Genomic DNA, 21,046 nt, shown 5'->3' on the forward strand with positions numbered 1-21,046 from the left:
CCTTGACGACCTCGTCGGCCTTCTGCTTGCAGAGCTTGAACACCGTGGTGGTGGTGTGCAACGTCGCTTCGCTCGCGGTGTTCAGCGTCTGGGAGAGTTTTTTGGCCTTGGGAAGGATCTTCTCGTTGTAGTTCTCCGACGAGGCGTCCGCGGCCTTCCCGGTCCAGGTCCCGTAAAGGGTGTTGAGCTTGGACCCGGTGTCGTCCATGGTCTTGTCGACGGTCTTCGAACCGGTCTTGAAATGCGCGGCGTCGTCGACGAAGTTCTTGAAATTGATGCCGCGCTGCTCGTCGAAAGGCTTCTTGATGTCCTTTTCGAAGTCGAGCGCGCGGCTGGTCCCCCGGCAGTCCTCCGGGAGCTTCGCCAGCAGGGAACCGAAAGTCTGGAACACCTTGAGCGCGGGCGCCGCGGCGTCGAAGATCTCGTCCGACGTCTTGGTCCCGCCGCCTTCCGACGTCGGCTCCTTCGTGCCGTCCAGCTTCTTGTCGCCCTCGTTGACGGCCTTCGTCTCTTCGTGCTGGGTGAAGCTGGCCTGATCGCCGGCGTTCTTCGCGCCTTCGTAGACCTTTTTGGTGTCACCGTCGTAGGGAAGGAACGGCAAGGCGTTGAAGGTCTCCGCGTATTTCGCGGCTTCCTTGCGCTTCTGCTTGATCTCTTCCGGCTCCTGATCCGCCGTCCACGGCGGCGGCGCCGGATGCGTCTTGATCCACGAGCCGATGAGCGCGGTCTTGTTGCCCGGCGGCACACTCGGGTCGTCGAGGAGGGCCTTGACCTGGGTCCAGGTGAGTTCGTCGGCCACTAGCGCATCCCCGTCTCGGTGATCTTGTTCTTCGTCGCGTCCTCGTTGGTGCCGTAGGTGGTGCCCGCGGTGCCGAGGTTCGTGCCGAACGAGCCGAGCGTTTTGCTGTACCCCTGGACCGAGGCCCACAGCGCGGCCACACCGTCGGTGTACTTCTTCGAGTGGTCACCGTGCGCCTGGCCGAAGCCGGCGGCGTTCACGGGCGTGCTCGACAGATCGGGATTGTCGTCGAGCAACTGCTCCGTCAGCTTTCCGATGTCCTTCGACGCCGATGAAAGCGCATCGGTCGCCGCGGTGAAGCCCCCGCTCATTCTTCTCAGCGCCTTTCGTCGGATCCGTCGGCCTTACCGTCGAGTGCCTCTGCGAGCACTTCCGCCACCGACCCGATGTCGGTGAACCGGTCCAGCTGGTCCAGATCAATCCTCACATCGTGGTAGATCTCCAGCGCCGACAGGAGTTTTATTCGTCCTTTGGAGTCGACACCCAGCTCTTCGAGCGTCGCGTCGAACTCGATTTCGGCGGGATCAAGCCGAAAAGTCTCGCTGACGACCTTCACGACCTCCGCGCGGTGATCACCCACGGGGCCGACTATAACGCGCCCTGGCCGCCGCTCGCGCAACCTTGCCACTGGAAGTGCGCGGAAGGTCACCGGAGGGAACCATACGTACCGATCGCAACGTCAGATCATGTTCACGTGACACCGCGCGCAATACCATCCGGGTGACTTCTTTGACATCCGCTTCGGCGTTCTTTGCCCATTCGGCTACCAACATGGCCCCTTCACCCATTTCGTCCGCCACCCCGAAAGCGGCGACGCGATCCCGGCGGATCGCGGGATGCGCTTCCCCCGCCACCGCCTCGATGTCCTGCGGGTGGAAGTTGCGGCCGTCGATGACGATCAGGTCCTTGAGCCTGCCGGTGATGTAGAGGTCGCCACGGTGGAACACGCCGAGGTCGCCGGTACGCAGCCAGCCGCCGTCGCCTTCGAGTTCGGCGCCGAACGCGGCGGCGTCGCCTCGGCCCCAGTACCCGGACGCGACGTTGGGCCCGTGGATCCAGATCTCCCCGACGAGACCGCCGGTCTGCGCCACCCCGTCGCGGACGATCCGGACCCGCTGCCCGAGTGGCCTGCCGACCGAGACGAGTCCTTGGCCGCCGGGGACTTCGATCGCCCGGCCCTGCGCGAGGGCTTCCCTGTCGAACGTCGCGCCCCGCGGTCCTTCCTCGCCCGCGCTCGCGACGTACACGGTGGCCTCGGCAAGGCCATAGGACGGGCGGTGGGCTTCGGGCCGGAAGCCACGCGGGCCGAAGGCCTCCTGGAAACGCGCGACCGTACGCGGCTGGACCGGTTCGGCGCCGTTGAGCGCGACTCGCACGTCGGACAGGTCGAGGTCGTCCCCCGCCTCCTCGGCGGCTTCGACGGCCAGGTCGAACGCGAAGTTCGGCGCGGCGGTGAACACGGCCGGGTGATCGGCGAGCTGACGCAGCCATCTGACGGGCCGGTGCACGAACTCGGCGGGCGACATGAACACCGACCGGGCGCCCGCGTGAACCGGCAGGCACAGCAGCTGGATCAAGCCCATGTCGTGGAAGAACGGGATCCAGCCGGCGCAGGTCGTGCCCTCGTCGACGGCGTACGCGTGACTCGCCTGCCAGCAGGCGGCGGCGACCGCCCGGTGCGGGATCACGGCACCGGCGGGCTCTCGCGTCGACCCGGACGTGTACTGCAAGTACGCGGGGCTCTCGGGGTCGACCGGAAGCGGATCGACGCCCGGTCCGGAGAGTTCGTCGACAGCGATCAGGTGGTCGGGCGTCCCGGCTTCGCGCACCTTCGCGGCGGCGGCCGAAGAGGTCAGCCAGACCCGCGCGCCGCAATCCGCCAGCACGCCGGTGAGCCTGCCTCGCTGGGACGGGCTCGCGGGAGCCATCAACGGGACGGCCACCAGCCCGGCGGCGAGGGCGCCGAAGAACGCCAGGGGGTAGTTCAGGTCCTGGCCGGTGAGCACGGCGACCCGATCACCCGGCTGTGTGACCTCGCGCAGCGCTCCCGCGACCACGCGCACCCGGGAGACGAACTCCGCCCAGGTCACCGTGTCGTCCACCCCGGCGCTGTGGTCCTGATGCGTGAACAGTGGTCGCTGGTCGGTTTCGCGAGCGAACAACCGCTCGACGATCGAGGTGCGCAGCACCTGGTCCGGGACTTCCACCGGCGACGCGGTCATGTCCCGCAACCTACTGGACCCGGCGGGCGTCCGCCGGGGCCGGGTCGCGTGGTGTTCCGAGGTCCGTGAAGGCCTCCTTCCCTACCTTCAGAGTAAGCAAGGAGGCCTTCACGGAACGGGATCCAGAAGCGCAAGGGACCATCGCTGCCGTCGGCCGTTTGGTCGTGCGCCTCAGCTGAGGTACATGAAGGCCCCCTTCCTTGCGCCTGGTTCCGTGAAGGACCCCTTCATGTACTTGGGCCGGCGTGGCGGGGGGTCAGTTCACGGTGACGGTCGCGAGCGAGGCGTCCTGACCGGGATCCATGCCGCACGGCAGGTCGAAGGTGCCGAGATCCGTCGGCGTCCCGTCCGCCCGCTTCGGCGTGACCTTGCCGGTGAAGCCGCCGCCCACGGTGAAGGCGATCGACCCGGGCTTCTTCACGGTGAGCCCGGGGATCGGACCGGTGATGACGATCCCCAGCGGGCCGTCCTGCGGCACGGCGGTGACCGGGAAACCCAGGCCGTTGAGCGTGACACCGAGTTCGGTGCCGTTGTAGTCGACGCCGACGTTCGCCGACGCGGTTCCGTCGATGGTCGCCGCGCCGATCAGGTTCAGCGCGGACACGATGTCGCCGTCGAGGGAGACCGCGACCGAAAAGCCGGTGACGTCGATCGGCGAGCCGGCGGCCACGGCGTCGGGGAAGGTCGCCGTCACGGCGGCGGTGACCTGACGCGCTCCGATGAGCGGCATTTCGCAGGTGAAGGTCAGGTTCTTGGTCACCGGTCCGGGCAGCGGGGCGGCGGAGGCGGCGCCCGTGGGCAAGGTGACCATGGCTCCGGCGAAGACGAGTGCGGCGGCGATCCGGGTAAAGGGTCTCAGGGACGAAAAGCGGGTCATGGAAATCCTCCGGTCGGGAATTCGGAAAGGAAAGGTGAATGCCGGAAAAAACGTTACGACGCCGGGATCCGGCCAACAACACACCATCGCGCTCGTATCGATTCAGGCGAACCGGTTACGATTGTTCTTGTCATTCGGCGACGATTTCCCGAGCGGATTATTGCCACGCCGGTAATCGCGGCTTCAGGAAACCAGCGTGGCAATGGACAGTCCACTCGGCGCGCACACGCCGGGGCGTCCGGCTTGAACGTCAGCCCGCTTCCGCTCAGTTGAGCGAGGTTGTCGCCCGGCCGGCCGCCGCCTAGGCCAAGCGGCCCAACGAGACGCGGCCGACCCTCTACCGTTCGAAGTCGTTTACTCTTGTTAATTTCGGACAGAAGACCGGACATTTCTCGCCATTCCCGAACCTCCGGCCGCACACTCGGCGGGCAGTGTGTTTCTTTCCCCCGGCCTTGGAGGAGTCACCATGCGTCGAAGAATCGCCCTGGCACTCGGCGGCGCCGCCGTCCTGACCGCGAGTCTCGCTTCCGCCGCCCTCGCCCCGATCGCGCAGGCTTCCCCCGGACTGCTCGCCGCCATGCAGCGGGACCTGGGGCTCACCGCCGCACAGGCCTCGACCCGGCTCACCCAGGAAATGACCGCCTCACGCGTGCTGCCCGCGGCGCGACAGGCCGCCGGCGCGGCGTTCGGCGGCGCCTGGTTCGACCCGGCGCGCGGCAAACTCGTCGTAGGGGTCACCGATCCCGCCGCGGCCTCCGCCGTCCGGCAGGCCGGTGCCGAGCCGACCACCGCCACGATCAGCGCCGCCGAACTCGACGCGGCGAAGGCGGAAATCGACTTGTCGGCCGAGAATCGGCCCGCCCCCGCCGCCGTCAGCGGCTGGCGTGCCGACTCGCGCAGCGGCAGTGTCGTCGTAGCCCTGCGACCCGGCGCGCACGGCTCCGAGGTCGACGACTTCCTCGCACGGGCCCGCAAGGCCGGTCCGGTCACCGTGGTCACCGCGCCGAAGGCCCAGCCGTTCGCGGCGGGCACCGTCGGCGGCGATCCGTACTACATCAACGGGAACACCCGCTGCTCGATCGGATTCTCCGTCCAGGGCGGCTTCGTCAGCGCCGGTCACTGCGGCGGCACGGGCAGCTCCGTCGTCGGCTGGGACGGCTCGGCCATGGGCACCTTCGCCGGTTCTTCCTTCCCCGACAACGACTACTCGTTCATCCGGATCGGCAACGGCTGGTGGACCGCGCCGGTCGTCCTCGGCTGGGGAACGGTGAGCGACGCGCTGGTCCGGGGATCGTGGGTCGCGCCCGTCGGCACCTCGGTGTGCCGGTCGGGTTCGACGACGCACTGGCACTGCGGCACCGTGCTGGGGCACAACGAAACCATCAACTACTCACAGGGCGCGGTGCACCAGATGACCCGCACCAACGTCTGCGCGGAGCCCGGCGACTCCGGCGGTTCCTTCATCACCGGCGACCAGGCCCAGGGGGTCACCTCCGGCGGCTGGGGGAACTGCGGTTCCGGCGGCGAGACCTGGTTCCAGCCGGTGAACGAGATCCTTCAGCGCTACGGCCTGTCACTCGTCACAGCTTGACGCGGTAGGCCCTCGCCGTCGACTTCGCTCAGGCACCTGGTGACATGACTGTCCGGCGTGGACGGCCGTGAGTGATAAAGAGTGTCCTCTTGTGGGGCAAGGCATAGGTGCCACGATCGCTCATCGGCGCGCAGGCCTCAAATGTTGTGAAAGCCACTTTCGCAACCTTCACCGTTGCGAAAGTGGCTTTCACAACACTGTCGCCCACGAGAGCGCGTCGGGTCGGGGTGGTCGTGAATGGCGATTCGTGTTCTCTTGAAGGGTAAGGGTAATAGGGCGTGCTCTGTGCTCGCCCGCACGCCGACCTCGGGTGTCGCGAAAGCCACTTTCTTTCGGAACATCAGACGTCCCGAAAGTGGCTTTCGCGACACTTCCGAGCCTCCGCCGCGCCCGTCACCGTCGATCGCCACTCACGACCGGTTCGGCACATAGGCCGGCAACGCTTCCAGGCTGTGGCGCACGGCCTCGGCTCCGTACTCGAACATCTGCCGCTCGTAGTCACCGACGGCGTCAAGGAGGCTTCGACGTCCCTCGGCGGCCTCGATCAGGTTACGGCGCAACAGATCCGCGTCACGCAGGGCGGTGTTCGCCCCGTTGCCGCCGGTCGGCGAGGTGGCGTGGATCGCGTCGCCGAGCAACGTGACCGGACCGGGCGCCCACCGTTCACGGGGCTCGACCACCCGGATGGACAGGAGGGTGCTGTTGTCCGGGTCGGACTGTTCGACGAGCTCCCGCAGCTCCGGATGCCAACCGTCCATTCTGGACAAAGCCGCTTCCTGCGGCGTCGAAGCGCCGAGCGAGCCGTCCGGCGGGAGGATCATCGCCCAGCGCACGTAATCGCGGACGTCGGGAAGGGTCACGTCGGGCGCCAGCTCCTCGGCGGCCTCCTTCGGCGGGGTGCGGAAACGCATCGCCCCGAGCAGCAGGCTCACTCCGTCCCCGGCGACCTTCGAGCCGAAAGCCTTCGAGAGCCCGGCGAAACGCTCCGTCAGCGCGGTGCGGCCGATGACGAACCGGACGCCGGTGTCGGTCGGGACGGTCCGGGGAGACAGCGCCGCGCGTACGGCGGAACCGACCCCGTCCGCCCCGACGAGCAGATCCGAGGCGACCGGGTCACCGTGCGCGAACCTCGCTTCGACCTTCCCATCGGCCAGGACTCCGTACCCGGCCAGCGCGGCCCCGGTGCGCACGGTGAGCCCGGTCAGCAGCAGATGCCGGAGCACGTGCCGGTCGACCACGGTCCCGGTCTTGCCGGGGCCGAGCGCGCCGATCGTGTTCAGCCGCGGGTCCAGGACCAGGCGCTCGCCATAGGCGTCACCGACGATGGCGTCCAGCAGCGCGTGCCAGCGCGACGGCAGGCAGGCGCGCACGGCGTCGAACCCCACCGGGTTCAGCACGAGCCGGTATCCCTGGAAGCGGGCGGTGATCGCGGGATCCCGCTCGTACACGCCGACCTCGATCCCGGCCCCGCGCAGCCCCTGCGCCAAGGCGAGACCTCCCAGACCGGCTCCGGCCACCGAAACTCGCATCACACCTCCCGAAACAACGTTAACGAACTTAGTTCGCCAAATACGAACTAAGTTCTACTCGGCGAACTAAGTTCGTGTCAAGCTAGAGTGCCCGCATGCCCTCCGATCCCCGGCAACGCCGAGCAGCCCGTCACGCCCAGCCCGCCGAGGACCCGGCGGCTTCGCCACCGCGCAAAAAGCCCATCACGGTCGACCGCATCACCGAAGCCGCCTTGCAGGTCGTCGCCACCGAGGGCTACGACGCCCTGACCATCCGCCGGGTCGCCGCGGTGCTGGGCGCGGGGCCGTCGTCGCTGTACGCGCACATCGTCAACAAGGACGACATCGACGACCTGATCGTCGGGCGGCTCTACGCCGGGATCGTGCTTCCCGGACCGGATCCGGCGCGGTGGCGGGAGCAGATCCGCGACGTCTACACCCAGATCCGGGACCAGTACCTGAACTATCCCGGGATCTCCCGCGCCGTGCTGGGCACGGTCCCGACCAATCTCCACACCTTGCAGGTGCGCGAAGGACTTCTGGCGATCCTGCTCGCCGGCGGCGTCGAACCGCGGAAAGCGGCCTGGGGGCTCGACGCCTTGTCCCTCTACGTCAGCGCCTACGCCCTGGAGCAGTCGCTGGTCCGGCAGCGGCGGACCGACCCGGACCAGGAATGGGTCGTCAGCCGGGAGGAACTGCTACGCCGGTTCGCCGCGTTGCCCGCCGACGCGTTTCCCCACACTCGGCGCCATGCCGCCGAACTGACGTCGGGCACCGGTCACGACCGGTTCGACTTCACTCTCGGCCTGATCATGGACAACCTCGGCTAGTCCCCCGAACGGCCCTCCGATCGAGGCTGTTCGGCCCTAGCCGCCCACCCGCGCCCCGAGAACCGTGGAACCGGTCCATTCCCGCGAAACACCGGTCAACGGCGCCCGGGGAAAGGGATCCGATGTTCCGCACCGCCATCCCCCTCGGCCGATGGGCCGGAATCGCCGTGAGAGCCCACTGGTCGGTCCTCCTCGTGCTCTTCCTGATCACCGACCTCCTGGCCACGGCCGTCCTTCCCCGGGCCGCGCCCGGCGCGGACCCCGGCTGGTACTGGGTCACGGGCGTGCTCACCGCCGCGGGCTTCCTCGCCTCGCTGCTGCTTCACGAGTTGTCCCATGCCGCCGTCGCGCGGCGGCACGGTGTCGGGGGCAAGCGGATCACGCTGTGGATGCTCGGCGGTGCCGCCGACCTCAAGGCCGAACCCTCCACGCCGAAGGCCGACTTCCGGATCGCGGTGGCGGGCCCGATCGCCAGCGTGCTGATCGGCGTGGCCGGGCTCGGTGCCGCCGTCCTCGTGGCGGGGGTCGCGCATCCCTTGCCGGTCAGCGGGCTGGCGTGGCTCGGCGCGGGCAACATCCTGCTGGGGGTGTTCAATCTGCTGCCCGGCGCGCCGTTGGACGGCGGCAGGATGCTGCGCGCGGCGGTCTGGTCGCGGCGTGGCGACCGGGCCCGCGCCGGAGCCGTCGCCGAACGATTCGGTCAGGCCCTCGGCGCGGCCTTCGGCATCGCGGGGCTCGCACAACTGCTTCTGTTCGGGCGATTCAGCGGGCTTTGGCTCATCCTGCTCGGCTGGTTCCTGATCTTCGCCGCGCAGGCCGAATTCGCCGCGGGCCCGCTGCGCGAACGGCTCGGCGGGGTCCGGGTGGGCGAGATCATGAACCCCTCACCGACGGTCGTGCCCGGTTGGTGGACGGTGGACGCCTTCGCCGACCACGCGGCGGGTGCCGGCCGGGATCGGGTGTTCCCGGTGCTGTCGTTCGACGGCGTTCCCGTCGGCGTCGTCAGCCTCGGGGATTTGATCCGGGTCCCGGCCGACGCCCGCCGCGCGACCAGGGTCGCGGACGTGGCGCGCAAGGATCAGACGGTCACCGTGGTCGGTGTCGACGCGCGGGTGACCGAGCTGATGAATCGTGTCTTCCTGCGGCCCGGCCGCGACCTCGTCCTGGTGACCGAGTCCAGCGCGCTCGCCGGGGTGGTGGGGGCAGGCGACCTGGCCAGGGCCGTCGAGCTCGCCACGCTGCGCCACCGTCCACGGGCCGCTGCCCCGCACTCGCCCGGGGATCCGCGGTGAGCCAGCTCATTTCGCCGCGCCGGGGGCCACACGAGGCCTCAACAAGAGCCCGGGCGGCAGTTCCACCTCCAGCCCCATGATCGTCGCGGTCGGTCTGCGGCGGGGCCACCACCCCGTCGTGGTGACGTCGATCAGATCGTCGGTGAACGCTTTGCGCTGCGCCGGGGTCACCGCGTGCCAGCGCATCTTGAACGCGGGGCGCACCGGCGCGATGAACGGCCTGACCGGTTCGTGGGCGCGGGCGAACACGGCGTCGAAGTTCCGGTCCGGCACATAGCTCAGCTCCAGGTCGATCAGCGGATCCGGCCCCCCGGCGCGGTATCGGCACCTCGCGAGGATCCTGGCGATCTCGTCCACCGCCAGCCGCACGGCACCGGGGACCTGGTCCTGCCACCAGCCGAGGAACGGAGCGTTCAGCGACTGCGCGGTGAGTTCGTCCGGCAGCACGATCACCGCCCGGACCGCGGTACCGGTGAGCTCCACGTGGAGCCGGGTCCATCTGCTGTCGGTGTCCAGGAAGAACCGCGGCAGCGGCACCGAGGTGTCGGCGCCGAGCCGGATCCGCTCCTTCACCGCGACGAACGGGTGGTCCGACGGTTCCGGCTCCGTCGCGTGCCTGCCGTTCCGGCCGTCCGGCAGGACGAACACGAATTCGAGGCGATCGCCGGTGAGCTTCAATCCGGCCGGGAACAGCGAACCGAGACCGCCCATGAGCGCCGAGCCGACGACCAGCGCGTTATGACTGGACGCTCCTCCGGTCATCGCCGGCTTCCTCCGATCCGGGTGGTCGCCGCCGCACCCATGCCTGCTTTCAGACTTGCAACTCCGTCTCGATGCGCTTGAGATAGTGCCGGGCCAGCGCGAGATTCGCCTGGTCCCGGTCCAGCACCAAATAGAGGAACAGGGAGCTTCTCGCGCTCACGGAATCCAGCAGGCGGATCAAGTGGTACTGGCGGTGCAGCGTGATGAGGATGTCCTCGATGCTGTCGTTGAGCGCGAGCGCGGACATGACCCGGAGCTTCGACCTGACGACGTCGGTGTTCCCCGCCGCCGCGACCTCCAGATTGAGCCAGTCACCGCCCCCGCTGGTGCCGAGCGACATCCCGCTCTCGTAGTCGACGAGCGCGACGCCGACGGCACCGGCGATCGACATGGATTCCTTCAGGGCGTTTTCGATGTTCATCGAACTCCACTTTCTTCGTTTCGATCAAAGGTCAAGCGGCCAGAATCGAACTGATCCGGTCGATCACCGGGCGGCATTCGAAAAGAAGGCGGCCGACATTCAGCCGCCGGTCGCCCATGATGACCATGAGTGCCATCCGGTCGATCGCGTACACGGCCATGTAACCGTCACTGCTGAACACCACGGTCTGCCTGAGGGTGCCCTTTCCGGTCACTTCGGCGGCCTGACGCGCGATCCCGAGATTCGCGGCGGCGAGCGCGGAGACTTCCGCGGGATCGATACTCTTCGCCGCGTCGGCGACGATCGGTATTCCGTCGACCGCGGCTATCACCGTGTCGGTCACTCCGGCGACATTGTCCCGCAGGGTCCGCAGTTCGGCGATCAGTGCATCGAAATCCACTACTCAATACTTCCTGTTTCAGAGGGCCCATCAGGAGATTCCGAACGCGATGGAACGTACCACCGACGTTAGTCATCACCTATGCGTATCCGGGACCGGACGGCGCTATCACGCGATCGGCCCAAACACTTTCCGTGTACGCACCAGGTCGTCGAATCGACCGCCGTCATCCGTCGCGACGCCACCCGAAGCCGGGCCGGTACGCGAATTCCCGACGATCCGGGAAAGACAGCGAAAATGCCTTACCAATCGGCCACTCTCGGCGTCAAGGCGTCGTCGAGCGCCTTCTGCCAGTTGGCATCCGGGTTCTGATACTCCTTGACCACGTCATCGGTCGTCAGGTATTCGGCGGGCCGGTCCGACGGGCCGGCGACGGTCAGCAAAGTGGTCGCCGGGTTGTCGATCTCGTAAGGACCGTTCTCGCCGTCCTGCTTCTCCCGGTAAAAGCGCGTGATCGCCAATCCGTTGCTCACCGCCGCTTTCGCGCCGAGGTGCACGGTCAAGGTCTGTCCCGCCGCAGCCTGCCATCCCTTCTTCCACATGGGAGCGGCGAGGACCGGGACGAGAAGGTGCGTGGCACCCACCGCGATGACGTGCTGATGACGCTCCGGGCGGGTGAAGTCCTCGCACACCTGGACGGCGAATCGTCCCGAACGGGACTCGAGCACGGTTATCAGCGAATCGTGGGAGATGCGTTCGTCGCGTTTGACCCCGCCGAGTTCGATCTCGTACTCCTCCTGTTTGTCCACCGTGAAACAGAACCCCGACATCTTGTCCTGGGTGAGCATCGGTTCGACCCAGCCGTTGCGATGGACGAGGACGGCCCGGTTCGGCGGCCGGTTGCTGGCCGGAGGCGGCCCCACACTCGTCACCGGACCGGTTCCCAGAAGAAGCCAGGTGAGCGAGCTCCCCTCAGGCCGGGGGGTCGCCCTGAGCTGCTCGCGCCATCGCTCGAGAACACTGTCGTCCAGGCAGCCTTCGGGAAGGATGGCAAGAACGGCCCCGCTTTCGTCGAGAACGTCCAGCGCCCTCGCGACGCGGTCGCCGAGCCGCGCGCTTTCGGGCGCGACGGTGTAGAACCCGCCGTCGGGACGATCCGGTTCCCAGCGGAGGTCGGCGGACTCGGCCAGGAACGGCAACTGCGCGATCTTCAGCGGCGAGCGGGGCAGGTCACGGACGGCGGCGACCCGGGAAAGCTGGAGGTTGACGCTGACATACGGCGGGATGCGCAACAGGTGCACGAAGTCGTCGAGACTTTCCGGGTCCGCGTTCGGCCGGAGCGGGAACGTCCGGCGGGGCACGAGGATGCCCCCGGTCTCGTCGTTGAGCCTGCCGTTCATCTCCAGCCGGACCTGGAGGTAGTCGAGTGCCCTGTCGCCCGGGTGGCAGGTGTCGGCGTTGGCGCCGAGGAGCGCGAGGTCCAAACCGAGCAGGACACCGAAGCGCTTCCGTTCGTCCGGGCGACCGGCCAGCCACGCCTCGGACAGGAGCCCGGTCGTTCGCACCTCGACCCGGACCATGGCCTCGACGTCGCGCACTCTCCCGTCCGCGGACCAGTCGCTGAGCGTGTCCCCGGAAACACCCCTGAGACCGTCGTACAGGTTGACGAACGCGTCGGCAGGATCCATACTTAACACTTCCTTGATTCTGGAGGTGGGGAGCCCATGCCCTCGAACGCGACAGCCGCACTGGACAGGACGTCGGCGGGCGCGGCGCCCGCATCCGGCACCACGGCCGAGGACGCGGACGGGCTTTCCCGGGGATTCGGGACTTGGGCCGCGAAGCTGAAGGAAGAGACCGGCGAGGGGAAGGTGCTCGGCGACCACGCGGCGGTGGACCGCTGGGCGGCCGCGGTCGGAAGATGGCTGGTGGACGCCATCCGGCTCGCGGACATCCCGTCGCTGCGTTGCGCACTGGAGGCCTTCCAGTCCGCGGGGATGCGGCTGCAACCGGGCGGCCACACGATGCGCCTCGAAGCGGTCGTGATGGCGTTGGCCGAGGTGGCGCAGTCCGCGCTCGACAGGGCGGAGCAGGCGGCACTCGCCGATGACCTGGACCCGAAGTCATGGGCGGCCAGGATGCTCGTGCTGGTGCACCGCGAACCGCACATCACCAGCTCCGACGTCGGCTCCCGGCTCGGCGCGCACGAAGCGCAGATCAGCCGCAGCGGGAAGACGCTGATGGAGCGCGGCCTGGTCGTCAAGACCCGGCTCGGCCGGTCGAAGGGCTGGTACGCCACTCCCCGGGGCGAGGCCGTCGCCACGCAGCTCGCAGAACGTGAGAACGAATAGCCACGATTCGAGAATCGTGGCGGCCGTTCCAGACCGATGTCGAGAATCGCGCTTTCACCACCCTCCGGAGCGCCGTTTCCGCATTAGTCGTCGGCACCCGGAGGATGGTTACGCGCAGCGACGTCTACGAGACCCGTTTCGCTTCGGGTCGTGACCGCTTTATGACATTCACCGCGCGAAAAGGCTGTCCAGCGAAGACTGGCTTTCCTCGTCCATGGCACGGTAGATCACCAAGCGCTGATCCTGATCCTGAAGCGGGGTGAGCACTTCGAAATGCAGTTCGAGCACGCCGGCCTCGGGATGCCTGATCACCTTGCTCCCCCGGCCCTTGACCTTGACGTCCCGTTCGGCCCACAGGCGCGCGAATTCGTCGTCCGCGGTGAAATCGGCGATGAGATCGATCAGCGCCTGATCGTCCGGATGCGCGGCCCACGCGGCGCGCAGATGAGCGATCCCTTCCCGCATGACACGTTCACGGTCCACAGAGAAATCGCGAATCTCCGGATGTTTGAAGCATAACCACATCGAATTGCGGCGAGGCGGCGGCAAGGTGTCGAAATCCACCAGCAGCCTCGCCATTTCGTCGTTCCAGGCCAGGATGTCGTAGCGGTGGTTCATCAGCATGACCGGCAAGGGCGAGAGATCGGCGACCAGCCGGGCCAAGGGCGGCGCCGCGACGGTCGCGAGCTTGTCGGCGTCGCGAGGACGCTGCCTCGCGAGATCGAAGAGGTAAGCGCGCTCGTCGGGGGCCAGGCGCAGCGCCCGCGCGAGCGCCTCCACCACCTCCGCCGAGGGCCGCAGCCCGCGAGCCTGCTCCAGCCGCACGATGTAGTCGACGCTGACCCCGGCGAGTTCGGCGACCTCCTCCCGGCGCAGCCCGGGCGTCCGCCGGGACCGGCGGCGCGACGGCAGGCCGAAAACGTCCGGGTCCAGGCGTTCACGCCGGGTCCGCAGGAACGCGGCCAGCTCCTGGGTCGTATCCACGGTGCGGGTCGTCATGATCGGTCCAACAGCCTGGGTAGGACCGGTGTTCCCAGGATCTTCTCTCCCTTATCCCCTGCTCACGGCGGTCGCAGACTCGTCTCCGACAACGGATCACGAGCACGGGAGAACACGATGCCGCTCACCCTCGACACCTATCGGCTGCTGGGCCGGTCCGGACTGCGGGTGTCCCCGCTGGCGCTGGGCGCCGCGACCTTCGGCACCGAATCGGGCTGGGGCGCCGAGCGGGACGAGGCCCGCAAGCTGTTCGACCGCTACGTCGAACGCGGCGGCAACTTCATCGACACCGCCAGCACCTATTCGAACGGCACCTCCGAACGGCTGCTGGGCGAATTCACCCGCGACAACCGCGAAAGCCTCGTGCTGGCCACGAAGTACACGACACTGCGCCGGCCCGGTGACCCGAATTCCGGCGGCGGCCAGCGCAAAAACCTGTTCGCGTCGGTGGAGGACAGCCTGCGGAAGCTGAACACTGACTACATCGACCTGCTCTACCTGCACCTGTGGGATTTCACGACACCCGTCGAAGAGATCCTGCGCGGGATGGACGATCTGGTCCGCCGCGGCAAGGTCCTGTACGTGGCGATCTCCAACACCCCGGCCTGGGAGGTGTCGCGGATGCAGACGATCGCCGATCTGCGCGGCTGGTCGCCGCTGATCGCGTTGCAGATCGAGTACAACCTGATCGAGCGCACGGGCGAACGCGACCTGATCCCCATGGCCCGCGAGCTGGGTTTGGGCGTCGTCCCGTGGTCACCGCTGGCGGGCGGCGTGCTCACCGGGAAGTACAGCCGCGACGACCTGGCCCCGGCCGAGGACGGTACCCGCAAGAACTTCAACCTCGCCTTGGGCACGCTCACCGAACGGAACTTCGCCATCGTGGACGTCGTGAAGGAGGTCGCCACGGAACTCGGTCGCACCCCCGCTCAGGTCGGGCTGGCGTGGACGCTGCGGAACCCCGACGTGACGGCGCCGATCATCGGCGCCCGTACGCCCGCTCAACTGGAGGACAACCTGGGCGCGCTGGAGGTCGACTTCACCCCGTCGCAACTGGCCCGCCTCGACGAGGTGAGCGCGATCGACCTCGGCTTCCCGCACGAGACGCTCGCCCGCGACTCGACTCTCGCGATGACGCGGGGCGACATGCGGATCGAAGCGCGCCGCTGAGCTTCCGGCCGGGGACCGGTCATCGGGGCTCGCGGCGATGGTGTCGTGCTCGACCGCTCGCGCGCCTGCCGGCTTCGAGTGTCGCGAAAGCCACTTTCGGGACGTCTGATGTCCTGAAAGTGGCTTTCGCGACGTGCTTGGGGTGTTGCGAAAGCCACTTTCACAACCTTCAACGTTGCGAAAGTGGCTTTCGCAACCCCGCCCCTTGTTCCCAATGTCGCATTCGAGACGCTCAGCGACACGAATGCGACATTGGGAACATCTCCGCCGAGACCACGTACTCGTCACCTTCGCCTTACCCCTTCATCACTCACACGCCCTCCGTAAAGCCGCGAAAAGTGCCCAAAACGGGTACTCCAGCCGAAACCAATGTCCCTTGTGGACAAGCCAGGCGGCTTGTCCGTGAAAGTCGCGTAGGTGGCGGTCGAGCGTGGACCGGAGCCAGATTCCCCAGCCGTCGGGAACACTTCCCCTACCTCCCGGGAAAGGTCCGGATCTAGCGTGGGGCCACCGGTCGGCCATGTCGGCAACATTCCTTGCCTCCCAAGGGACTGGACCCGCGCCGGTGTGTCTCGTCGAACCATCGCGGGGATCCGACCATGGAGGATGTGTGACCGAGCGAGCAAACGACAGCGCCGGACAGCCGAACCGGGCGACGACGGACGTGACGGCATGACCGAGGCCACGAGAGCCGGGGTCTTCGCGGTGTTGCGGGCGACCCCCGCCCCGGTCAGGTACCTGCTCGGCGGCGTCCTGATCAACCAGCTGGGCGCCTTCGTCCAGACCTTCCTGATCCTTTACCTGACGTTTCGGGGCACCTCGATCGGTTTCGCCGGGGTCTGCCTCGCCGCGTACAGCGTGGGCGCGATCTTCGGCGGCATGCTCGGCGGCGAGCTGACCCACCGATTCGGTGGCCGGGCGACGATCGTCACGGTGATGACGTGCGCGGCGCCGCTCGTCGCGTCGATCCCGCTGGTCCGGGGAACACCCGCGGCACTGCTCGCGGCGGTCGCGCTGTCCGGGCTGTCGATCCAGGCGTACCGGCCGGCGGCGGCGGTGCTGCTGGCCGAGTACATGCCGGAAGAGCACCGTGTCATGGCTTTCTCGATGATGCGCATCGCGCTCAACATCGGGGCCGCCGTGGCGCCGCTGATCGCCGCCGTGGTCATCCAGGTGAACTGGGACCTGCTCTTCTGGCTGGACGGGGCGACAGCGGCGCTGTGGGCACTGCTGGCGTTCGTGTTGCTGCCCAAGCGAAGCGCGTCCACACACGGGACCGAGTCCGACGGAGAGTCCGTGCCCGCACTGAGCGCCCGCGAGGTCTACGGGACGCTGATCCGGGACACCCGTTTCCTGTGTTACCTGGTGGCGGGCATGTTCGGCATGATGATCTACGCCGGATCGTTCGCGGTGCTGCCGTTGAACATCGTCGACGCCGGTTATCCGGTGGGGCTGTACAGCACGGTGCTGGTGATCTCCTCGGTCGTGCTGATCACCTGCGAGCTGAAGATCACCACGTACATCGTCCGGATCCCGAAGTATCTCGCCGGGTTGTTCGGCAATCTGGTCAGCGCGCTGGGATTCACCCTCTACGGGCTGATGGCGGAACAGCCGTTCTTCGTGATCGCCGGTGCCTTGATGGCGGTCTCCGGGATGATGATCCACGGACCGAGCACGGCCTCCCATCCGGCCACTTTCCCGGTGGAGCTGCGAAGCCGCTACATCGCGACGAAGGAAACGCTGGCGGGCGTGGCCGCGACGATCGGCCCGATGCTGGGGCTCTACCTCTGGACCACGTTCGGCGGCCCGGGGTTCTGGGGATTCTGCGCGGTGTTGTCCGTCATCGCCGGATCGATGCACATCTACGGCCTCAAACAGCCCCCCGTGGTGAAACAGCCCGAAGTCGTGGGAGAGCGACCATGAACGAATCCAACGGTGTCCTGTTGGTCATCGGAAGCGGACTGAAGCTGTATCGCGAATACCTGGTCTCGTCGATCCACCGCTGCGCCCGCGCGGCCGGGATCGGGCTGGTGCTGCTGAACAATCTCAAACCCACCTGGCAGCACGCCTACTTCGACGAGATCGTCCACACCGACGTGTTCGACGCGGACGAAATGCTCGCCTCCGCCAGGGACGTCGCCGCGCGGCACCGGATCGTCGGCCTGATGTGCTGGGACGAACCGGTCGTACTGGCCGCGGGTGAGCTCGCCGCCGAACTCGGGGTCCCCGGCCTCGGTGTGGACGGTGTCCGCGGTTGCCGCGACAAGAACCGCACCCGCACCGTGCTGACCGCCGAAGGGCTGCCGCAACCGGGCTACGCCTTGACCACCGGTCTCGACGAGGCGCGTGCCGCGGCCGCCCGGATCGGCTACCCGGTGGTGCTCAAGCCGAGGGCGATGGGCGCGAGCATCGGCGTGGTGTTCGCCGCCGACGAGTCCGAAGTGGACGCGGCGTTCGGTGTCGCCATGGGCGCGGCCACGGTCGACCAGAGCCGTTACGGCGGCGGCGCGATCGTGGAGGGCTACGTCTCCGGGCCCGAGATCAGCGTCGACGCGGCCCTGTACAAGGGCGAGTACCTGCCGATGTTCGTGGCCCGCAAGGAAACCGGCGATCAGCCGTACTTCGAGGAGGTCGGGCACGTCGTCGACGCCGGCGACCCGTTGCTGCGCGACGCCGGGCTGATGGACGTCCTGGCGCGGGCGCACCGCGCGCTCGGCGTCGAGGACGGCATCACCCATTCCGAGGTCCGGCTGACCGATCGCGGTCCGCTGATCATCGAGATCAACGGCCGCCTCGGCGGCGACCTGATCCCGTTCCTCGGCAGGACGGCCACCGGCCTCGACCCAGGCGAGATCCTGTTCTCCGTCGCGACCGGGCGGCGGCCGGTCATCGCCCCGTCCCGGCACGCCGTCGCCGGGATCCGGTTCGGCTACCCGGACCACGACTGCCTTGTCCACGAGGTCACCGTCCCCGCCGAAGCACCGGGCCTGGTCGTCGCGTCACCGATGGTCGGCCCGGGCACCACCCTGCGGCTGCCGCCCGGCGGCTACATCGCCCGCCATTCGTTCGTGGTGTGCGAAGCCGCCGACCGTGAGACCTGTGGCAGGCGGCTGGACGCGGCCGCCGCCCTGGTGCGGATCGACGCCGATCCGGTGGACCCACCCGAACCCGGTACCGCGTTCGAGATGCCTGCCGGGCTGCTCGACGTCGACGAACAAGAGGGAGTTTCCGCATGACCATGACCGAACCCGTCCGCACCGAAGCGCCGCTGACCGGCGCGCAGATCCTCGCGAACGCGAAGGCGCTCGCGCCGATCCTGCGGGAGCGGGCGGCAGAGATCGAGCAGAACCGGAGCCTGCCCGACGACGTCGTCCAGTTGCTGCGCGACTCCGGCGTCTTCCGGATCGGGTTCAGCCGGGACTGGGGCGGCCCCGAGATGACCTCGATGGAGCAGACCGAGGTGATCGAAGCGCTTTCCTACGGCGACGCGTCCACCGGCTGGTGCGCCAAACTCGGCTCGGACATCGGGCTGCACGCCAACTTCCTCGACCAGGACGAGGCCCGCCGGATGTTCACCAGCATCGACATGCACTCCGCGGGGGTGCTCCCGGTGACGGGACACGCGGACCGGGTCCCCGGCGGTTACCGGCTCAACGGCCGGTGGAGCTTCGGTAGCGGCTCGACCCACGCCGACTGGGTGGCCTCCGGCGCCATGGTGTTCGAGAACGGCGAGCCCTACGCCAGCCCGGACGGCAGCAACCCGCACGAGTCGCGCCTGTTCATGGTGCCCGGCGACCAGATCGAGTCCCTCGACAACTGGCACACCCTCGGCCTGTGCGGTTCCGGCAGCAGCGACTACACGCTCACGGACGTGTTCGTCCCGGAGAACCACTCGCTGACGTTCGATAATCCGAAGGTCCCCAATGGACCGCTGGTGCAGCCGGACGTGATCCAGCGCAGCATGTGCGGCGTCCCGCTCGGCGTGGCGAGGGCGGCGCTGGACTACGTCCGCGGCCTCACCATGGAACGGGTCGACATGCTGAAGGGCTCGCCGTGGCGGATGAGCGGCGTCGCCTGGAAGGACAACGAACACATCCAGATCACCCTGGCCGAATGCGAGGCCGACTACAGCACCACCCGCGCCGGTGTGTACCGGGCACTCGAGCGGCAGTGGGAGGTCACCGCCGACGGCACCGGCACGCTCGACGACCTCACGCCCGACGAGCGGGTGGCCCCGGCGCTGACCGGCTGGCAGGCGTTCCAGATGTCCAAGCGGGTCGTGCAGCGGCTCTGCGACATCCTCGGCACCGCGGCCATCAGGTCGGGCGACCCGATGAACCGGTGGCTCCGGGACTCGATGACCATGGCGATGCACCCGACCGCGCGGGATCGTGTCACCCAGACGGTCGGCGCGCATCTGGTCGGTGCCAAGCCTTCCATGCGGTTCATGCTCGGCATCGTGGACAAGCCCAAGACCGAGTCCGATGAGTGAGCGACCCGTCCTGATCGTCGGGTTCGTGACGCCGGTGCTGAGGGCACTCACCGGCGTCGAACCCGACGGTTCGGTCGTCCTCGTCGAAGAGCCGGACGTGATCCGCAAACGGGATCTGCTCGCGAAACTGGCCGGGTCTTCCCTGGTCCGCGAGATGATCGGCTGGGAGCACGCCCGGCCGGGCTCCGCCGACGAGTTCCATGCCACCCACCCCGACCTCGACCCGGCCGCGGTGCTCCCGCTGACCGAGTACGCCACCCCGTTCGCCGCCCGGCTCGCCGAACGCTACGGCCTGCCGGGCGCGAGCCTGGGCGCCGCGCAGATCCTGCGGGACAAGGCGCTGCTGCGGAAGGTCAGCGCGGCCGCCGGACTGGCGAACCCGCCGAGCGCCACGGTGACCTGTCCGGCGGACGTGCTGGCGTTCATGCGGGCCCATCCCGGCCCGGTGGTGCTCAAACCGGCCAACCGGCAGGCCGCCGTCGGCACGCAGATCATCCGGTCGGCGGCCGAAGTCGGCCAGGCCTGGGCGAGCTGCGTCGAGCAGGACGAGGGCGTCTTCGTCCCCGACCGGCCGATGGAGCTGTCGATGCTGGCCGAGCGATACGTGCCCGGCCCCGAGTACAGCGTCGAGATGCTCGTCCGCGGTGGGCGGCAGCTGTTCGCCAACGTCACCGCCAAACAGCTCTACCCCGGCCCGCGACCGGTGGAGCTCGCGCATATCGTGCCCGCCGACATTCCCGGCGACCTCAGCGGGAAACTGGCCGACCAGACCCGTCAGGTCGTCGCGGCCGTCGGATTCGGCGACGGGATCCTGCATTGCGAGTGGATCGTCTCCGACGGCGTGCCGTACCTGGTCGAATGCGCCGGCCGGATCGCGGGCGACGGGATCATGGAGATCATCGACCGCGCCTACTCGATGAAATTGCTGCACGCCTACGTCGCGATGATGCGCGGCGAGCCGCCCGCCGAGCTGCCTCGCCGTGCCACGGGCGGCGCCGCCGTCCGGTTCGTCCCGATGGAGCCCGGCGTGATCGACGCCGTCCTGGGGCTCGACCAGGCCCGGCAGGTGGAAGGCGTGTGCCTGGTGGACATCCAGGTCGAGCCCGGCCACCGGTTCACCGGGCTGCGCAGCTCGTGGGACCGGACCGGCCTGGTGATGGCGGTCGCAGACAGCCCGGCGGAAGCCTTGCGGCGCGCCGAAAAGGCCGCGGGCCTGATCCGTATCGAGGTCACCCCGGCGCCCTGAGGACGCGCTTTGCCGAGTCTGTGAAGGCCTCCTTGCCTACCCTGAAGGTAGTGAAGGAGGCCTTCACGGACTCGGCGATCGCCAGGTGCACCACCAGTCACAGCGGCCGCGTGTGAAGGCCCCCTTCCTTGCGCTAGACGCAGTGA

20 protein-coding genes are annotated in these 21,046 nt (G+C 68.2%); 9 read left to right on the forward strand and 11 right to left on the reverse strand.

Features of this window, described 5'->3' with window-relative positions:
• The 5 genes from CFP71_RS23435 to CFP71_RS23455 form a co-directional block, all read right to left on the reverse strand.
• A partial coding sequence (locus CFP71_RS23435) for a WXG100 family type VII secretion target (RefSeq protein WP_143267157.1) occupies positions 1–799 on the reverse strand: 799 nt, incomplete at its 3' end.
• Positions 799–1,110 (reverse strand): hypothetical protein, encoded by a 312-nt coding sequence (locus CFP71_RS23440; RefSeq protein WP_093936096.1) that lies wholly within the window; start codon positions 1,108–1,110, stop codon positions 799–801. The genes CFP71_RS23435 and CFP71_RS23440, both read right to left, overlap by 1 nt.
• A gap of 5 nt (positions 1,111–1,115) precedes the next feature.
• The gene (locus tag CFP71_RS23445) at positions 1,116–1,379 is read right to left on the reverse strand and encodes an acyl carrier protein (RefSeq protein ID WP_167406246.1); all 264 of its coding nucleotides are present in this window, start codon (positions 1,377–1,379) and stop codon (positions 1,116–1,118) included.
• Positions 1,372–3,021 carry a fatty acyl-AMP ligase gene (locus CFP71_RS23450; RefSeq protein WP_093936097.1) on the reverse strand — a complete coding sequence of 550 codons (1,650 nt, stop codon included), beginning with the start codon at positions 3,019–3,021 and terminating at the stop codon, positions 1,372–1,374. Before CFP71_RS23450 ends, CFP71_RS23445 begins: the two co-directional genes overlap by 8 nt.
• Positions 3,022–3,277: 256 nt before the next feature.
• A complete protein-coding gene (locus tag CFP71_RS23455; protein ID WP_093936098.1) occupies positions 3,278–3,898 on the reverse strand; it encodes a DUF6801 domain-containing protein in 621 nt (206 codons plus the stop codon).
• A 466-nt stretch (positions 3,899–4,364) separates the two neighbouring features.
• On the opposite strand from CFP71_RS23455, the gene CFP71_RS23460 reads away from it, so the two are divergent.
• Complete coding sequence (locus CFP71_RS23460; protein ID WP_093936099.1) at positions 4,365–5,489, forward strand: S1 family peptidase; 1,125 nt, start codon at positions 4,365–4,367, stop codon at positions 5,487–5,489.
• Positions 5,490–5,899: 410 nt separating this feature from the next.
• Here the strand turns inward: CFP71_RS23460 and CFP71_RS23465 are convergent, their stop codons facing one another.
• Positions 5,900–7,018, reverse strand: coding sequence for an FAD-dependent oxidoreductase (locus CFP71_RS23465; RefSeq protein ID WP_093936100.1), 1,119 nt, complete (start codon positions 7,016–7,018; stop codon positions 5,900–5,902).
• A 95-nt stretch (positions 7,019–7,113) separates the two neighbouring features.
• Here CFP71_RS23465 and CFP71_RS23470 point away from each other — a divergent pair, with 95 nt between their 5' ends.
• Complete coding sequence (locus CFP71_RS23470) at positions 7,114–7,827, forward strand: TetR/AcrR family transcriptional regulator (protein WP_093936101.1); 714 nt, start codon at positions 7,114–7,116, stop codon at positions 7,825–7,827.
• A gap of 122 nt (positions 7,828–7,949) precedes the next feature.
• A complete protein-coding gene (locus CFP71_RS23475) occupies positions 7,950–9,119 on the forward strand; it encodes a site-2 protease family protein (protein WP_093936102.1) in 1,170 nt (389 codons plus the stop codon).
• 6 nt (positions 9,120–9,125) lie between these two features.
• Here CFP71_RS23475 and CFP71_RS23480 read toward each other — a convergent pair whose 3' ends face one another.
• From CFP71_RS23480 to CFP71_RS23495, 4 genes are all read right to left on the reverse strand, one after another.
• Entirely contained in the window at positions 9,126–9,881 is a 756-nt protein-coding gene (locus tag CFP71_RS23480) for a hypothetical protein (protein WP_093936103.1), read from the reverse strand.
• A gap of 49 nt (positions 9,882–9,930) precedes the next feature.
• Positions 9,931–10,302, reverse strand: a complete 372-nt coding sequence (locus CFP71_RS23485; protein WP_093936104.1) for a hypothetical protein — start codon at positions 10,300–10,302, stop codon at positions 9,931–9,933.
• Between the two features lie 31 nt (positions 10,303–10,333).
• Positions 10,334–10,702 carry a roadblock/LC7 domain-containing protein gene (locus tag CFP71_RS23490; RefSeq protein ID WP_093936105.1) on the reverse strand — a complete coding sequence of 123 codons (369 nt, stop codon included), beginning with the start codon at positions 10,700–10,702 and terminating at the stop codon, positions 10,334–10,336.
• Positions 10,703–10,944: 242 nt separating this feature from the next.
• Positions 10,945–12,330: a carbon-nitrogen hydrolase family protein gene (locus CFP71_RS23495; protein WP_093936106.1), complete on the reverse strand. Its 1,386-nt coding sequence runs from the start codon at positions 12,328–12,330 to the stop codon at positions 10,945–10,947.
• A 36-nt stretch (positions 12,331–12,366) separates the two neighbouring features.
• On the opposite strand from CFP71_RS23495, the gene CFP71_RS23500 reads away from it, so the two are divergent.
• Positions 12,367–12,993 (forward strand): MarR family transcriptional regulator, encoded by a 627-nt coding sequence (locus CFP71_RS23500; protein ID WP_093936107.1) that lies wholly within the window; start codon positions 12,367–12,369, stop codon positions 12,991–12,993.
• Positions 12,994–13,161: 168 nt separating this feature from the next.
• Here the strand turns inward: CFP71_RS23500 and CFP71_RS23505 are convergent, their stop codons facing one another.
• Positions 13,162–13,992, reverse strand: a complete 831-nt coding sequence (locus CFP71_RS23505; protein ID WP_093936108.1) for a helix-turn-helix transcriptional regulator — start codon at positions 13,990–13,992, stop codon at positions 13,162–13,164.
• A 117-nt stretch (positions 13,993–14,109) separates the two neighbouring features.
• On the opposite strand from CFP71_RS23505, the gene CFP71_RS23510 reads away from it, so the two are divergent.
• The 5 genes from CFP71_RS23510 (at position 14,110) to CFP71_RS23530 (ending at position 20,900) form a co-directional block, all read left to right on the forward strand.
• The gene (locus CFP71_RS23510; RefSeq protein ID WP_093936109.1) at positions 14,110–15,162 is read left to right on the forward strand and encodes an aldo/keto reductase; all 1,053 of its coding nucleotides are present in this window, start codon (positions 14,110–14,112) and stop codon (positions 15,160–15,162) included.
• 672 nt (positions 15,163–15,834) lie between these two features.
• Entirely contained in the window at positions 15,835–17,085 is a 1,251-nt protein-coding gene (locus CFP71_RS23515; RefSeq protein WP_093936110.1) for an MFS transporter, read from the forward strand.
• Positions 17,082–18,398: an ATP-grasp domain-containing protein gene (locus tag CFP71_RS23520; protein ID WP_093936111.1), complete on the forward strand. Its 1,317-nt coding sequence runs from the start codon at positions 17,082–17,084 to the stop codon at positions 18,396–18,398. Before CFP71_RS23515 ends, CFP71_RS23520 begins: the two co-directional genes overlap by 4 nt.
• The gene (locus CFP71_RS23525) at positions 18,395–19,654 is read left to right on the forward strand and encodes an acyl-CoA dehydrogenase family protein (RefSeq protein ID WP_093936112.1); all 1,260 of its coding nucleotides are present in this window, start codon (positions 18,395–18,397) and stop codon (positions 19,652–19,654) included. Before CFP71_RS23520 ends, CFP71_RS23525 begins: the two co-directional genes overlap by 4 nt.
• The gene (locus CFP71_RS23530) at positions 19,647–20,900 is read left to right on the forward strand and encodes an ATP-grasp domain-containing protein (protein ID WP_093936113.1); all 1,254 of its coding nucleotides are present in this window, start codon (positions 19,647–19,649) and stop codon (positions 20,898–20,900) included. Before CFP71_RS23525 ends, CFP71_RS23530 begins: the two co-directional genes overlap by 8 nt.
• Positions 20,901–21,046: the final 146 nt, after the last annotated feature.

This window comes from Amycolatopsis thailandensis, from assembly GCF_002234405.1.
Classification (GTDB): Bacteria; Actinomycetota; Actinomycetes; order Mycobacteriales; family Pseudonocardiaceae; genus Amycolatopsis; species Amycolatopsis thailandensis.